Origin of the sequence: Hathewaya massiliensis, from assembly GCF_902143515.1 — a bacterium.
Classification (GTDB): Bacteria; Bacillota; Clostridia; order Clostridiales; family Clostridiaceae; genus Hathewaya; species Hathewaya massiliensis.
In genome coordinates, this window is record NZ_CABFVD010000002.1 from 64,986 (window position 1) to 80,973 (window position 15,988).

A 15,988-nucleotide genomic window follows, 5' to 3' on the forward strand; every position below is an offset into this window, starting at 1 on the left:
CACAAATATTAAAAATCTAATTGTGCAATTTGCTCAATTAATAATTGTGAACAAATATCTCAAAAAGTTGTTTTTATTTATGCTCTAAAGGATAGCATGTTTGGTAGTGAGCAAAAAGAGAATGAGAGCATGTTATATATGGATGACAAAATAAGTCATAAAAACAGAACTAAATTTTTTGATTTTATTATACCAGTGCTTCAAGTAGCTAATTCATCTAATACATGTGAAATCTTACTTAATAAATTTAAAAAAACTAATGAACTAAAAGGTATAAAAGAAGATTTGATAACTGATTTAACTTATTTAATAAATGATATGAGGGTAATTAAAAATATATATAATGAATTCATAATATATAAAAATAACTTGGAGATAAATGAAAAATTGGATTTAAATGAAGAATCAAAAAAAAATAAAAAAGAAAACGAATCCAAACAAGAAGAGGGAGATAAAAAAAGTAGCAAAGAGGAAACTAAAAACAACAAAGATGAAAAAAAATGGGATAGTGAATTTTATGAAAAGTTATTAGCTATAATTGTATATAAAAATTTATATCCAGTTGATTTTTCTAAATTGCAAAATGATGAGGGTATGGTATATGAAATCTTCAATAATAGGCATGAATTAATAAAAGAAAGTGTTGATAAGATTGAAAAAGAATGTGTTGAAATAAAAGAAAAAATAGATATAGCCAAAAAAGAACATTTACATGACCTAGAGGAGTTAAGGATAGTATATAACTATAAGCTTACGCAAAAACATGGTACAGGAAGTATGTATATACACTCTATTGGTTATCATGTTGATATAAATAGGTTACTGGATGAACATAATTTAGAGCATATAAAAAAAGATATAGATGCATCATTACTACCAATTATAGAAGAATATGAAGGAAGAAAAAAGATACTAGATTTAAAAGAAGATACTATGAATGAGTTAATACATAAATTAAAAGAAAAGTTATACAAATTAAATAAGCAAAAAAGAATCATCAATTCATTACCCTTGAAGGAAATTATTAATAACTATGAATTAGGGAAAACAAAAGACTATAAAATATTCAAAGAAGAATTATTAATGTTATTTATTAAAAAAGGATATATTGAAGAAGATTACTATGAGTATACTTCATATTTTTATGAAGGAACATTAACAACACAGGATAGAAATTTCTTGAAAAACATAGCTTTTGAAAAAACTACAGAACATAGTTATAAATTAGTTAAATATGAATCTGTATTAAAAAAATTAAAAGCTTATCAGTTTGAAAAAGAATATATTTTAAATTATGGCTTAGTTGATTATATTATAAAAAATAAAAATGGTGTATCTCAATATGAAGAATATTACAAAATATTAATAACGCAATTAACCAATGAAAGTGATAGCAGTTTCAATTTTATAAACCAATATATAGATATAACAGAATATAATGAAATTTTTATGAAAGATCTTTGTAAAAATTGGGATAATATGTGGATGTATATATGTGAAAAATCCGAAGCAGAATTAGATGATTATTTAAGAAAAATACTTAAGTTTGGAGATATAGATGATATTATTAAAATGAATAAAAATAATGTTTTAACAAATTATATCTCAGATATGCCTGGATTTTTAAATCTAATTGAAGAGGATAATTATTTAGATAAGGTTAAGCAATTAATTATTAAATTAGATGTTAAGTTCAAGTATATAGATAAGCATAGTTACAAGGGTGAATTACTAGAATTTGTATATAATGAAGATAGATATGAAATTAATGAAAAAAACATTCAGCTATTTATTGAACAATACTCCAGTAATGTAAAGTTACTTGAAACCTTGGAAACATCAAATTATTCAACCATAAAAAGTAGTGAATGTAAGGAGTTAATTAAATATATAGACCAAAATATTGATTGTTATGTTGAAGAAGTATTTTTAGTTTTAAAATCTAATACTAAAGAATCAGAAGAAATAATTGTTGAGTTGTTTAATAATGACGATATTTCAGATGAAAATAAATTGAAAATTTTAGAAAAGGAAAATATTAAAATTAAATCTATCGAAAAAATACCTAGGGATTTATGGAGTAAAGCTTTAAATCAGTCTAAATTTGAAGTTAATTGGAATAACATAATAAGTTATTATGAAAGTTTTGAAATAGATGAAACATTAATTAAGTTATTTAACAATGGAGGTATTTACAAAGAATTAGGAAAGATTCAAGTAGAAGACTTTGAGGACGATACAGTTTATAATCTTGGAAAGAGCTTAATATTATGTGATGAAATAGAAGAAGTTTATTTTGAAGTATTAATAAAATTAATAGAATTTAAAGAAAGTAATATAAAAGAATTTATAAATGTATCTAAGGATAGAATGGAAATTTTAATAAATAACAAATGTATATTATTAAATGTGAAAAATTATAATTTATTAAAGAAAAACTTATTAGATGCTCACATGTTGCTCTTAAAAAACAACTTTGAACAATATTTAGAAGATAAAGAAAGTTATAAAGTTGACTTAAATGATATACAATTATTATTAAAATTAAATCCTGTTATAGATGATCAGATAATTTGTTTAATTGAAAATATAGATATAGAGGATATTTCAATAGATGAAGAAGTATTAAAGGATATTAGTTCTTTTATAATGAATCATAAACATCTAGAAGAATTAGATAATAAACTAATTTCCATAGTTTCACAATATGAATTAGATAAAGAGTTAGATAAGAATTTATTAAAATATATAATGGAAATTAGTAATGCAACAGAAAATAAAGTTCAAATTTTAAGTAGTCAAGTGAAACATTTGAATTCAAATAAAATTTCTTTATTTCTTAAACAACTAGGACAACCATATGCTAATATAGTAAATAAAAAAACAAGGGTTACTATAGAAAATAGTGAAGTTAATAAGAATCTTGCCTGTGTTTTAAAAGATAATGAATACATAAAAAAGCTTGAAGAAGATGGAAATAATATTAGATTATATTTAAATAATAGAAATAGTAATAAGTTTATAAGATAATATTAATATTTATTAATTTTTAAGAATTCAGAGGAGAAAAGATGAAAAATCTATTCTCCTTTTTCATTATGTAAAGTGCAAAAAAACTAAATAGGCGGTTATTTTGTGACTATTTTTCTTATATTAAATTAATGTTATAATTATAAGTATTAACTAGTTATACAAGATTTAATTGCAACTGTAGTTGCTTAATTTAATAAAGAATATAATTAAACGTAAGGGGAAATTATCTTATGAGTAAAACGACATCACAAGACGTTATAAAAGTAGTATGGAAGGCATGCGATACCTTTAGAGGTACTATGGATAGTTCAAAATATAAAGATTACATATTAACAATGTTATTCGTAAAGTATGTATCTGATTTTTATAAAGAAAAATTAGAAGAGTTAAAAGCAAGATTTGGAGATAATGAAGAAAGAATTCAAAAGAGTTTAAAGAGAGAAAAGTTTCAATTAGATCCTTCTTGTACTTTTGACGTTATATATGAAAATAGAACAGCAGAAAACATTGGTGAAATCATAAATAAAATATTAATGAAAATTGAAGATGATAACAAGGAAAAACTTGAAGGTATATTTAGGAATATAGACTTTAATTCAGAATCAGAACTTGGAAGAACTAAAGAAAGAAATGCAGCACTAAAGAATTTAATAGAGGATTTTGCAGATGACTCACTAGATTTAAGACCTAGTAAGCTAGATGGAAGTGATGTTATAGGAGATGCATATGAATTTCTAATAGCTAACTTTGCATCAGATGCAGGTAAGAAAGGGGGAGAGTTTTATACCCCCGGTGAAGTTTCAACATTACTTGCAAAGCTTGTTCACGCCAAAGATGGAGATAGAATATATGACCCAACATGTGGTTCAGGATCACTACTTATAAAAGCAGCTAAAGAAGTAGGAACACAAAACTTTAGATTATATGGTCAAGAAAGAAACGGTCAAACACAAGCCTTAGCTAAAATGAATATGTTCTTACATGAAATAAATGATGCAGTTATAGAATGGGGAGATACTTTAAGAAACCCTCTTCATTTAGAAAATGAAAGACTAATGAAATTTGATAAAATAGTTTCAAATCCACCATTCTCATTGGATAAATGGGGAGCAGAAGATTTAACTTCAGACATATATGGAAGATTTGAAATGGGATTACCTCCAAAATCAAAAGGCGATTATGCATTTATATCTCATATGATAGCTTCACTAAATGAAAATGGAACGGCAGGAATAATACTTCCTCATGGAGTGTTATTTAGAGCAGCAAGTGAAGGTAAAATAAGAAAGCAAATAATAGAAAACAATTGGTTAGATGCAGTAGTAGGACTACCAGAAAACTTATTCTTTGGAACAGGAATACCTGCTTGTATATTAATATTTAAGAAGAATAAAACTGATAACAATGTAGTATTTATAGATGCTAGTAATGATTATGAAAAAAGTAAAAATCAAAATGTTTTAAGAGATGAAGATATAGAAAAGATAGTAGAAGCTTATAAGAATAGAAAAGAAATGGAAAAGTATTGTCATATTGCTAGATTTGATGAGATAAAAGAGAATGATTTTAATTTAAATATTCCAAGGTATGTTGATACTTTTGAAGAAGAAGAAAAAGTTGATATGGGTTTAGTTAAAGAAGAAATTAAAGAACTAGAATATGATTTAACTGAAATAAAAAGTACAATAAATAAATACTTGGATGAACTTGGAATGTAGGTGAAAGTATGGGTAATGGTATTGTTTATAAAAAATTTGGAGAGTGTTGCTTAGGAAAAGGAACATATGGTATAGGAGCACCAGCAGTAGAATTTAAAGAATATTTACCTAAGTATATTCGAATAACTGATATTGATGAATTAGGGAGGTATTCAACTCAAAACGTTGCAAGTGTGGATGATAAGGATTCAGAAAATTATATATTAAGAGAAGGCGATATTGTTTTTGCCAGAACTGGAAATACAACAGGAAAATCATATGTATATAGAAAATCGGATGGAAAATTGGTTTATGCTGGCTTCTTAATCAAATTTACACCAGATCCAAAGATCTTGGATGTTTGTTTTTTAAAACATTATTTAGAAACTGAACAATATATTAAATGGGTTTCAATTACATCACAAAGAAGTGGTCAACCAGGTATAAATGCAGATGAATATTATAACATGATTATTCCGATATTTTTAATTATTGAACAAGAAAAAATAGCAGAAATTCTTTCAACTTGGGATTTAGCTATAGAAAAGCAAGCACAACTTATAGAGAAGAAAAAAGAGTTTAAAAAAGGATTAATGCAAAGGCTTTTAAGTGGAGAAGTTAGATTTAAAGAATTTAAGGATGAATGGAATAATAAAACCTTAGAAAATTATATTTTGCCTGTTAGTAGAGAATGTGACAAACCCAATGAAGGATATTGGAGACTGGGGTTAAGAAGTCACGGTAAAGGAACTTTTCATGAATTTGTAGAAGATCCATCAACAGTATCTATGGATAAATTATATAAAGTAAAATGTAATGATTTAATTGTTAATATTACTTTTGCATGGGAACATGCAATAGCAGTTGCAAATACTATGGATGAAGATAAATTGGTATCTCATAGGTTTCCGACTTATGAATTTAAAGGGAATGCATATCCGATATTTTTTAAATATTATATTTTGCAACCTAATTTTAAGCATATGTTAGTTAACATTTCTCCAGGCGGAGCTGGAAGAAATAGAGTTATGAATAAAAAAGATTTTTTAAAGCTAATGGTAAAAGTGCCAAGTTATAATGAACAAGTTAGAATAGCAGAAGTTTTAATATCTGCAGATGAAGAAATAGAACTATTACAAAAAGAATTAGAAGCATTAAAACTTCAAAAGAAAGGCTTAATGCAAAGATTACTAACCGGAGAAGTTAGAGTTAAAATATAATAATAAATATAGCTCAAAGATAAATATAAGTTAACCTTTGGGCTTATTGCTAATTTAATATCTTATTTATACGTATTTCATTCAAATATAATGGCTAAATTTAAGATATTTTCATAGAAATGTATGCAGAATAGCGATATATGTATGTTATAATTTTCAACGTAGAATTTTAATGTTATTGGAGGTGGAATATTGGATATTGAAATATATTGTGATGAAAGTAGACAAGATTTATTTTGTAATAGAAACAGTATTAAAATTAACAATAGATATATATGTATTGGCGGGGTATTGATTAATAAATCTATAAGAGAAGAATTAAAAAATAGTATAAAGGAGCTTCAAAAAAAGCATAATGTATTTAATGAATTTAAGTGGAAGACTGTTACACCATCAAAGTATGATTTTTATGAAGAGCTAATTGATCTGTTTTTTAGTTATGATGAAAAATTAAAATTTAGATGCATAGTAATTGATGCTGAACAAATAGATATGAAAACTTATAACAATGATGATTCAGAGTTAGGATTTTATAAATTTTATTATCAATTGCTTGTGTATTGGATAGATAAACATAATCAATATAATGTTTATACAGATTATAAAATTAATAGAAAAAATACCAGGTTAAAAGAACTTAAGGAAATATTAAATGCTAAATCAGGAGATAGAGTAAATCTCATACAGGCAATTAACTCAAAAGAATCATTAATTCTTCAATTGGAAGATGTATTAATGGGGGCAGTAGGTTACAAATATAATTATAAAAATCATGGAACTGCTATAGCTAAGAATAAACTTATAAGTAAATTAGAACATAGACTTAATACGGAATTAGATTCATCCAATAATAGATACAATAAAAAGTTTAATGTATTTAAAATGGATTTAAGGGGGAGAAGATAATTGAGACCCCCTTTAGTAATTTATAAAACATCACATGAATACAAGAAACACTTTATTAATAAATATTGTAGTTTACAAATAGAAACCTTTGATGGATATCAAGTTAAGTTTTATGAGGATATGTTTGAGCATGCTTTTTATGAAAGCAGTAACAGAAGAGGGATTAAAGATGTATTTTCGCAAAAGAGAGCTGAAAGAATTGATTGGATAGAAAGTGTTTTAAAGGATGAAAATGCAGAACTTTATATGGGATATGATAACAAAAATAAGACTAATGACAATAATAGAAGAGTTGCAATTATAAGTGAAGATGATTATGTTGTAATAATTAAAATAATAAAAGATTTAAAAGCTAAGTTTATAACTGCATATGTTGCAGATAGCCCCCATACAGCATTAGCTATAAGAAAAAATCCAAAATGGGTAAAAAATAAGGCCACTGATTCTGGTTCAGTAGCCGAAACCTCTATACATCCCAAACTTTAAGTAAAGGATTATCTAATATTATGATAGCATATAGGATTTCAGATTTCAATATTTATTGAAAGAGAAATACGACTAATTATACTATACATTAATAATATATTATTCACCAATTAATATATTACTAATATTTTTAACAAATATAAAATTTTTATTCATTTTATATTGATATTTTAATTTTAACAAAGTCCATTAGTTGTTAATAGACGGGATTTCATTAATAGTTTTTACTGACATTCCAATTCTTTCTGCTAGTTCTCTTTGAGTCATATTAAATTACAAGAAAAAGGGCTTAAGGGATTTAGCTTTCAAGTAGAGATTCCTGATGAAGTTGGAACATACTTAGATAGTATATAATTTTATTGGTAGAGGTATTTAATCTCTACCTTTTCTTTTGTATAATAGAAGTATAAATGTAGAAATCAGGGGGAAGAGGGATGGATAATCCATATTTAGAGGGATATGATCAAGATAATGTGATAGAGTTACTTAAGAACATGGGGTATAAGTATATTGAACCGGAAGAATGTGTTGCTCTTAGGGGTGGTAGACTTAAAGAGGTTATATTAAAAGATATAACAAGAAAAAAATTAATGGATATTAATAGTTTTGAATATAAGGGTACTGAAAGAAAGTTCTCTGAGAGTAATATTAATAAAGCTATTGATAGTCTTGATATGTCCTTAACAGAAGGCTTAATTAAGGCTAATGAAAAAATATATTATGAACTTGTTATGACTAAGAGTTTAGAAGAATTTCTAGAAGACGGAAATAAGAAGTCATTTTCTTTAAAATATATAGATTGGGATAATCCTAAAAATAATGATTTTCATTTTACTCAAGAGTTTGTGGTTGAAAAACAAGACTTATCTGGTGAGGAAAAAACTAAGAGGCCAGATATAGTTTTATTTATCAATGGCATTCCTTTTTGTGCTATTGAGCTTAAAGCAAGTGCTATTTCATTAAAGCAAGGAATATCACAAATGATTGGTAATCAGAAAAAAGATAACATACCACATCTTTTTAAATATGTTCAATTGGTGTTAGCAGGAAATACTAGAGAAGCTAGATATGCTACAACAGGAACACCAGCTAAGTTTTGGTCTGTATGGCAGGAAGAAGATGATGTAAAGGTTGAAAACTATGTTAAAGGAAGATTAGCTACGGAATTAGATAGAAGCATCGTTTCATTATTAAATTTAGATAGGGTTCTTGAGATTATAAGAGAGTATACACTATTTGATAACAATATTAAGAAGGTAGCTAGATATCAACAATACTTTGGAATTAAAAGAACACTAGAAAGAATAGAGACTTTTGATAACTCAGGTAGAAGAAATGGTGGTCTTATATGGCACACCCAAGGGAGTGGTAAATCTTTAACCATGGTTATGCTTGCAAGAGCTTTAAGAAGAAGGGTAAATAATGCAAAGATAATTATAGTTACAGATAGAAAAGAATTAGACTCTCAAATTAAGAAAACTTTTGAACATAGTGGATTTAGCAAAGATATAATTAAAGCTTCTAGTGGAAGTCATTTAAATAGTCAGCTTAAAAGTAAGAAAAGTAAGATAATAACTACTATTATTAATAAATTTGATAAGGTATTTAATATAGGCTCAAAGATAGATGACCCTAATATATTTGTTCTTGTAGATGAATCTCATAGAACACAAAATGGACAACTTCATGCAAAGATGCGAAAAGTATTCCCAAGTGGTTGTTATATTGGTTTTACAGGAACGCCCCTTATGAAGAAGGATAAAAACTCCTTTACTCAGTTTGGGAAGGAGATTCATAGGTATACAATAAATCAAGCCGTAGATGATAAGGCTGTGCTACCTTTATTATATGAAGGAAGGTTAGTTGATCAATGGATTAATGATGAATTAGGTCTTGAAAGAAAGTTTGAAATGATATCAAGAAATCTTAATGAAGAGCAAAAGGAAGACTTAAAGATAAAATGGGGAAGATTCCAAAAGGTTGCATCTAGTGAAAGAAGACTAGAAATGATAGCTCTAGATATTAATGAACATTATAAAAACACATGGCAAGGAACAGGGTTTAAAGCAATGCTTGCAACTTCATCTAAGTTTGAGGCTATAAGATATCATCAAATTTTTCAACAGTATGGAGATGTAAAAACAGCCTTTGTAATATCCTCAGCAGATAACAGAGAAGGTAATGATGATATACATGATGAAAATAAACTTCTTGTACAAAAGGAATTAGAAAGAATAGTTAGGGAACATGGCAATTTAGATGACTATGAAACTAAAATAAAAGATGAATTTTGTTATGGTGAAGATGTAGAAATTCTAATAGTAGTGGATAAATTATTAACAGGATTTGATGCACCGCCTGCAATTGGATTATATGTAGATAAGGAATTAAAAGAGCATAAGTTACTTCAAGCTATAGCGAGAGTTAATAGATTATATGAAGGGAAAGACTATGGATATATAATTGACTACAGAGGTCTTTTAGGTAATCTAGATAAAGCCTTAACTTCATATAGCTCATTAGAGGGTTTTGAAGAAGATGATATTAAAGGTGCAGTTATAGATATAAAGAAGCATTTAGCTGAATTAAAATCAAACTATTCATATTTAAAGGATATATTTAATTCTATTAAGAACAAAACTGACAAGGAAGAATATGAAGTATATCTAGCTGATGAAAGTAAAAGGCTAGACTTTTATGACAGATTAAAGAATTATGCTAAAAGCTTAAATATATGTTTAGCTTCTCAAGGAATATTAGATTTACTATCAAAAGAGGAATTAGAGAACTACAAAAAAGAGCTTAAATTCTTTAGTAATCTAAGAAAAAGTGTAAGATTAAGATACCATGAAGAAGTTGACTTTGGCGAATATGAAGAGCAAATGCAAAAGCTACTAGACACTTATATAAGTGCAAATGAAGTAAATAGACTTACTAAATTAGTTAATATATTTGATGACAAAAACTTTGATGAAGAAATTCAAAGAGTAGAAGGTAAAAGAGCTAAAGCTGATACCATAAGAAATGCATTAGATAAAGTTATTACTATGAAGTATGATGAAAACCCTGCATACTATGAAGCTTTAAAGGATAGGATCAAAAGAGTTCTTGAAGAATATAGAAGACATAGGATTTCTGAAGAAGAATACCTAAGCAGTATGAATGATGTAATGACTGATGTTAGAAATGGATCAGTAGAAGAAACATACCCTTGCTCTATTTCTAGTAATAAACCAGCTCAAGTCATATATGACAACATTAAAAAAGATATATATGAAACAATTTCAGCTAAAGCACCAGAAGAGCAATTAGAGCATATTGTGGCAAATACCTCCTTACAATTTGATGAAATAATAAAGACATATGCAGCAAAACCAGATTGGACTACAAATACGGATATTCATAACCAAATAAGTCAAGACTTAGAAGAGAAACTATGGGATTTGGAAGATGAATATGAAGTATCACTAGATACAGACAAGATACTAGAAAAAACAATAACTATATCAATTAGAAAATACGGAAGATAAACAAAAGATTAAGGCTTACATAGAAATATGTAAGTTTTATGTTAAGATGAAAATATCATCTAGGAGAAAAACTATGAAAGAAAATATACAAATCTATAAAAAGAAAGTAAAGAATGTAACGTTAAAAGTAAAAAGAGATGGATCAGTACACTTAACAGTACCAGAAGCTGCTACAAATGATTATGTTGAAAGGGTCATAGATAATAGAAAAGAGTGGATAGAAGCTCAATTAAAACACTTTGACGAAAATTATAATAAACCGGAAGTAAAAGAAATGGTAAGTGGAGAGAACTTCAGATATTTAGGAAAGAACTATAGATTAAAAGTAATTGAAGCTAAAGAAGAAGGAGTAAGGTTATATAGAGGGTATATAGAGATTTACGTTAAAGATAAAGGCAACTTAAAAAGAAAAGAAGAATTACTAAAGAAGTGGTATATGGATAAAGCTAAAAAGAAGTTTACAGAATTAGTACATCAATATGAAGAGGTAGTTAAAGAAGAAGTTAAAAGCATTAGAGTAATAACTATGAAAACAAGATGGGGTAGCTGTAACGTTGAAAGTAGAAAAATCAATCTTAATCTAGAGCTAATTAAGAAACCTAGATATTGTATTGAGTATGTTATACTTCATGAGTTAGCTCATTTAAAGTATCCTAATCATAGCAAGGAATTTTGGGAATATATGAGTGTGCATATGCCTAATTGGAAGTGGAGAAAGGATAAATTGGAGGAGAGATAACAAAAAATTAAAGTGAGGTTAATTCTAACTTCTCTTTAATTTTTATTTTTTTTGAGTAAAATCCTATTTACAACTATGTCACGGTGTGATATAGTTTAACCATGATATGTCACATCATGATATATTACAAATTTATTCATAAGGAAGGGGGATGGATTTGGTGAGGATGTGGTGCTTACAGTACACTCTCACTAAAGAGAATTAATGAGTATTGATAAAGTTTTAAAAGCTTATATGCCCATGACTGAAACAGCTTTTTATATTCTTCTTTCCCTAACAGAGCCAAGGCATGGTTATGGAATAATACAACATGTTGAGAAGATAACCAGTGGAAGAATAAAATTAGGATCTGGAACGGTTTACGGAACATTAAGCAAGATGGAAAAGAGCCAGGTTATTTCTGTTTACTCTGATGAACAGAGAAAAACTGTATATGAAATAACGGATTTAGGGAGAACTTTGATAAAGGCTGAAATTGGTAGAATTAAAGAAGTATACAATAATGCCATAAGGTATGAGGAGGAGTTTTAATGAGAGTTTTTAAACCCTTTTGGAGTTTTAAAATCAAGGCTATAGAAAACTGGTTAAAAGAAAAAGCCCTGCAAGGGTATATCTTAAAAGATGTTAATCCCCATTTAAAAATATTTACCTTTGAAAAATCTGATGCCCTCTCTCTTAATTACAGAATATCTTATGAAAATAAGGGGGTTACAGAGCTTCAGCCTTATTTAATAAGGAATGGGTGGCATAAGGTTTGCAATAAAGGGAGATGGTTTTTTCTAGCTAATGAAAAACCTATGGAAGACATAAAAGCTACACCATCAAGGGAACCTTTATTAAATAGGTATAAAATAGCCTCTATTCTTTTATCTATAATTCCAACTTATTTTACTGTAATCACAGGTATAATGTTAATCTTTTTATTACCTATGATAATTGCTTATCTTTTTGGCATTGGCGATATTAAATTTATAAATGAAGTATCCTTAAATAGAATACCTGATATAAAAACCTCTCATTTTACAACTAAGGACCTTTTAGATGTAGGAAAATCATTTTTTATAATAAGTCTTTTTATATATCCAATTATTAAATTAGGGAAAAATCAAAAAGAATTAAAAGCAGATTTAGATCCTAGTTATTTAGAGCTAGAAGAAGAATTTAAACCTGAGAACTTAGATAAATCTAAGGATAATTTTAATTTAATAGAAAAAGTAGGACCTACCCTTTTAGAACCAGACAAGCTAGAAATTTGGTTAGAGAATATGGAGAGTCAAGGCTTTAACCTTGAAAAAGTAAAAAGACTAGGAGATAATAAATTTTACTTTAAAAAAGGAACTCCTAGAAAGATTAGATATATATTAGATTTTCAAAATGACACTAAGGCTTCTTATTATGAAATATTAAAGCAAGATAATTGGAATTTAGTATACACTGGAGGGGGACTACCTGTTAAGTGGAGCTTGTGGAGCAAGGAATATGCAGATGAAAGACCTAATATATACACAGAGGAAGAAGTTATATCTAATGCAAAGAAAATGCTTTTAACTCATTCAATTTTTTATATACCTATGATAGGTATTTTAGGTCATGGTGTTATAAAAATAGTACTTCTTTTACTTACAGACATTTCAAGAACAATGGAAATGTTGCCTGCTATGGTAGGACTTACGTTAACTATATTAGTGCCGTTAATAATCTTTATGTATAAATACTCTAAGATATTAAGATTTTATTTTAGAACTAAAAAGAGACCTATATAATTAGACCTAGTCTAATTATATAGGTCTTGTTTAATAAGTGGATATACTAAGATTCCGAAGAAATTTTTACTATAAGTAAGGATTAAAAATTGTTATCTAGATATTTAGTGGCTCTTTCTGTCATTTAAAAGATTAAAGTATTAGAGCGGATAGTCATTGGATAAATAATATTAGAGTTTGGAAGTAAAATAATGTATAATACTATTAAATATTACATTTTAGGAGGGGAGCAGAGAAAGGTATTAGGCTTTGTTGGAAATTTTTAATATAGTAAACTCGAGATGAAGTGACTTTCATATCAACATTTTCATTTAGCACAATTAAATATTAAAGTTCATAGTAAAGGGGAAAATATGAAGAAAAACTTTTATAAAATTTACGGTTCAGTATTTAGTAGTAGCATATTATATGGATACATTAATACCTTGATTCAGATTTATATTGCATCAACACTGGGTGGATTTTTTAATAAGGCAACAGAGGGAAAAACAAAGGACATAATTAATGTAGGGATTAAGTTTATCTTAATACTTTTACTTATTACAGTTGTGAAGTATTTGGTAGACTTATATATAAATTTAAAAAGACAGAAAAACAAAGAGAAATTTAAAAAATCCATATATGAAAAACTATTAAACAATTCCTTTGAAGAGGTTGAAAAAAGAACCTTTGGCGAGATACTAACAAGGCTAGATAAAGATGTAAATAAGATTATAGATAATTTAGATGATAACTTAAGTTTCGTAATTGTAGGCATACTATCTTTTATTACATATTTCATTTATATATTTAGAATAAATATATTATTTGCAGTTATTGTTGTAATATTGGGAGCAATTACATTAATACCACCATATGTTCTTAAAGAAAAGTTATGATGAGCAAATATGTTATGCCTATCAAAATCAATTCTTTTTAGGGAATTCTCCCTTAGAAAATTTACTATTATTTAATAAGGATGAGGGCAAGGCAATAGATTATTTAAGTGAGTTAAATTTGCCTATTGAACATATTAGGGAAGAAAATTGTTGTAATCTATCAGGTGGACAAAAACAAAAAATATCTCTTGTTAGATCTATGATAAGAGATGCAAGTTTAATAATTTTAGATGAACCTACTAATTACTTGGATAAGGAAGGAATTGAAGGCTTAAAACACATTATAAAAGAAAGCGAAAAAACAATATTGGTTATAAGCCATGATCCTTCTTTAACAGATATATTCCAAAAGATATTTAAAATAGAAGATGGAATTTTAGAGTCTATGGAATTAGGAGGCGTTAGATAAAATGAAAAAAAATAGCAAAGAACTTCAACTTTTCTTAAAGTTTATAAAGAAATTTTATGCCATTATTATTATATATATAATTTCCGAAATATTTAGAAAATATATAGAAATTTATACCGTTCAAGTTATAGGAAACGCTTCCGACTCCATATTAAATAAGAATATGCTTTCAATAAAAGAAAATATGGGACAGCTTATTATTGCACTAGGTATAGCTATATTTGTTGTACCATGGATTACCTTTATTGCATATAGGCTGTACACAAAGGTAGGAGTGAAATTTGATACATATGTATACAATAAATTTTTAAGACAGAGGAAGAGCTTAGTGGATTCATATGATTCAGGTGATCTTATTTATAGAATAGAAGCCGATCCTGTTGCATATAGAGGAAACTTACTAACAGTAGTAGGTGATGGATTCGTAGTTTTATTTATTATAATTCAAGTCTTATTTATAATGCTTAAAATTCACAGGAATTTTGCTTTTATATGCTTTGCTTTAAGTATGATTCCAATATTTATAACAACATTTCTTAGTGATAAAATTGAAAAATTATATGAAAAAGAACAAGAAGAATTGGCAAATATATTAAATGAAGAAAAATCAATGATTGAAAACTTTGCATTTATTAAAGTCCATCACCTTAAAAAGCAAGTTTTAAAAATCTTCCATAAGGTATATAGTAACTATTATAAAATCTATAAGAAAAAAACCTTTATGGGTAAGGCAATAGATAATTTCAATGATTTTTTTAATATAGTATGTCAAGTTCTTATATATATAATAGGAAGTTACTATATATCAATAAAAGGAATTAGCATAGGTGAAGGGATTAAGTTTTTTGGATTATCCCTTATTTTAAAGGAAAACTCTCAACTTTTAAGAAAGGTTTTAGAAAGATATTTTGAGTTTAAAGTTTCTTCTAAAAGAATTATTGATTGGACTGAGCAAAATGAGCATAGCGGCACCATAGATATTGATGATATTTGTAGTATAAAAGGAAACAATATAAGCTTTGGTTATAATGATAAAAATGTATTTAATAATTTATCATTTTCCATAGAAAAAGGTGATCATGAAAAATATCCATTGCAAGGGCTATGATTAAAAATGCTCCTTTAACTATTTTGGATGAACCTGATACAGCCCTAGATAAAGAAACAAAAGACTACACAATAGATTTTTTTAGGGAAAGCAAAAATACTGTTATAGTTATTTCTCATAATAGTCAATGGGAAGGTAAGTTTGAAAATAAAACTATAAATATAAACATTGAAAAATAATTTTCACAAATTCTTTGCAATTACATCGAAATTTCATCAA

The 15,988-nt window shown here is 27.0% G+C and carries 14 protein-coding genes; 13 read left to right on the plus strand and 1 reads right to left on the minus strand.

The annotated features are described in order from the left end of the window. Nucleotides 1-36: 36 nt before the first annotated feature. The 5 genes from FNZ64_RS05505 (at nt 37) to FNZ64_RS05525 (ending at nt 7,342) form a co-directional block, all read left to right on the plus strand. Nucleotides 37-3,030, plus strand: coding sequence for a YobI family P-loop NTPase (locus FNZ64_RS05505; protein ID WP_341472629.1), 2,994 nt, complete (start codon nt 37-39; stop codon nt 3,028-3,030). 233 nt (nt 3,031-3,263) lie between these two features. Then, nucleotides 3,264-4,751 (plus strand): type I restriction-modification system subunit M, encoded by a 1,488-nt coding sequence (locus FNZ64_RS05510; RefSeq protein WP_142413862.1) that lies wholly within the window; start codon nt 3,264-3,266, stop codon nt 4,749-4,751. Nucleotides 4,752-4,759: 8 nt separating this feature from the next. Continuing rightward, nucleotides 4,760-5,950, plus strand: a complete 1,191-nt coding sequence (locus FNZ64_RS05515) for a restriction endonuclease subunit S (protein ID WP_142413863.1) — start codon at nt 4,760-4,762, stop codon at nt 5,948-5,950. 192 nt (nt 5,951-6,142) lie between these two features. Further along, entirely contained in the window at nt 6,143-6,856 is a 714-nt protein-coding gene (locus FNZ64_RS05520; RefSeq protein ID WP_185903689.1) for a DUF3800 domain-containing protein, read from the plus strand. After that, the gene (locus tag FNZ64_RS05525) at nt 6,857-7,342 is read left to right on the plus strand and encodes a hypothetical protein (RefSeq protein ID WP_142413865.1); all 486 of its coding nucleotides are present in this window, start codon (nt 6,857-6,859) and stop codon (nt 7,340-7,342) included. It begins immediately after the preceding gene. A gap of 189 nt (nt 7,343-7,531) precedes the next feature. Here the strand turns inward: FNZ64_RS05525 and FNZ64_RS15095 are convergent, their stop codons facing one another. Further along, the gene (locus FNZ64_RS15095) at nt 7,532-7,609 is read right to left on the minus strand and encodes a helix-turn-helix domain-containing protein (protein ID WP_142414127.1); all 78 of its coding nucleotides are present in this window, start codon (nt 7,607-7,609) and stop codon (nt 7,532-7,534) included. A gap of 167 nt (nt 7,610-7,776) precedes the next feature. On the opposite strand from FNZ64_RS15095, the gene FNZ64_RS05535 reads away from it, so the two are divergent. The 8 genes from FNZ64_RS05535 (at nt 7,777) to FNZ64_RS05570 (ending at nt 15,948) form a co-directional block, all read left to right on the plus strand. Further along, nucleotides 7,777-10,872 (plus strand): type I restriction endonuclease subunit R, encoded by a 3,096-nt coding sequence (locus tag FNZ64_RS05535; RefSeq protein ID WP_142413866.1) that lies wholly within the window; start codon nt 7,777-7,779, stop codon nt 10,870-10,872. A 73-nt stretch (nt 10,873-10,945) separates the two neighbouring features. Next, on the plus strand, nt 10,946-11,611 hold the full coding sequence (locus tag FNZ64_RS05540; RefSeq protein WP_142413867.1) for a M48 family metallopeptidase: 666 nt from the start codon (nt 10,946-10,948) through the stop codon (nt 11,609-11,611). 204 nt (nt 11,612-11,815) lie between these two features. Then, the gene (locus FNZ64_RS05545; protein WP_142413868.1) at nt 11,816-12,142 is read left to right on the plus strand and encodes a PadR family transcriptional regulator; all 327 of its coding nucleotides are present in this window, start codon (nt 11,816-11,818) and stop codon (nt 12,140-12,142) included. After that, nucleotides 12,142-13,374, plus strand: coding sequence for a DUF2812 domain-containing protein (locus tag FNZ64_RS05550; RefSeq protein ID WP_142413869.1), 1,233 nt, complete (start codon nt 12,142-12,144; stop codon nt 13,372-13,374). The genes FNZ64_RS05545 and FNZ64_RS05550 overlap by 1 nt, the downstream gene beginning before the upstream one ends. A gap of 353 nt (nt 13,375-13,727) precedes the next feature. Further along, entirely contained in the window at nt 13,728-14,252 is a 525-nt protein-coding gene (locus tag FNZ64_RS05555) for an ABC transporter transmembrane domain-containing protein (RefSeq protein ID WP_142413870.1), read from the plus strand. Next, nucleotides 14,230-14,661 carry an ATP-binding cassette domain-containing protein gene (locus FNZ64_RS05560; protein WP_142413871.1) on the plus strand — a complete coding sequence of 144 codons (432 nt, stop codon included), beginning with the start codon at nt 14,230-14,232 and terminating at the stop codon, nt 14,659-14,661. Before FNZ64_RS05555 ends, FNZ64_RS05560 begins: the two co-directional genes overlap by 23 nt. Before the next feature lies 1 nt (nt 14,662). Next, a complete protein-coding gene (locus FNZ64_RS05565; protein WP_142413872.1) occupies nt 14,663-15,769 on the plus strand; it encodes an ABC transporter transmembrane domain-containing protein in 1,107 nt (368 codons plus the stop codon). Further along, complete coding sequence (locus FNZ64_RS05570; protein WP_142413873.1) at nt 15,766-15,948, plus strand: ATP-binding cassette domain-containing protein; 183 nt, start codon at nt 15,766-15,768, stop codon at nt 15,946-15,948. Before FNZ64_RS05565 ends, FNZ64_RS05570 begins: the two co-directional genes overlap by 4 nt. The last annotated feature ends 40 nt before the right edge of the window (nt 15,949-15,988 follow it).

What these genes read in the sequence shown, in the direction of transcription:
- FNZ64_RS05510 (WP_142413862.1), top strand. Translation starts at nt 3,264, where the DNA reads ATGAGTAAAACGACATCACAAGACGTTATAAAAGTAGTATGGAAGGCA.
- FNZ64_RS05515 (WP_142413863.1), top strand. Translation starts at nt 4,760, where the DNA reads ATGGGTAATGGTATTGTTTATAAAAAATTTGGAGAGTGTTGCTTAGGA.
- FNZ64_RS15095 (WP_142414127.1), bottom strand. Translation starts at nt 7,609, where the DNA reads ATGACTCAAAGAGAACTAGCAGAAAGAATTGGAATGTCAGTAAAAACT.
- FNZ64_RS05535 (WP_142413866.1), top strand. Translation starts at nt 7,777, where the DNA reads ATGGATAATCCATATTTAGAGGGATATGATCAAGATAATGTGATAGAG.
- FNZ64_RS05540 (WP_142413867.1), top strand. Translation starts at nt 10,946, where the DNA reads ATGAAAGAAAATATACAAATCTATAAAAAGAAAGTAAAGAATGTAACG.
- FNZ64_RS05545 (WP_142413868.1), top strand. Translation starts at nt 11,816, where the DNA reads ATGAGTATTGATAAAGTTTTAAAAGCTTATATGCCCATGACTGAAACA.
- FNZ64_RS05550 (WP_142413869.1), top strand. Translation starts at nt 12,142, where the DNA reads ATGAGAGTTTTTAAACCCTTTTGGAGTTTTAAAATCAAGGCTATAGAA.
- FNZ64_RS05555 (WP_142413870.1), top strand. Translation starts at nt 13,728, where the DNA reads ATGAAGAAAAACTTTTATAAAATTTACGGTTCAGTATTTAGTAGTAGC.
- FNZ64_RS05560 (WP_142413871.1), top strand. Translation starts at nt 14,230, where the DNA reads ATGTTCTTAAAGAAAAGTTATGATGAGCAAATATGTTATGCCTATCAA.
- FNZ64_RS05565 (WP_142413872.1), top strand. Translation starts at nt 14,663, where the DNA reads ATGAAAAAAAATAGCAAAGAACTTCAACTTTTCTTAAAGTTTATAAAG.
- FNZ64_RS05570 (WP_142413873.1), top strand. Translation starts at nt 15,766, where the DNA reads ATGATTAAAAATGCTCCTTTAACTATTTTGGATGAACCTGATACAGCC.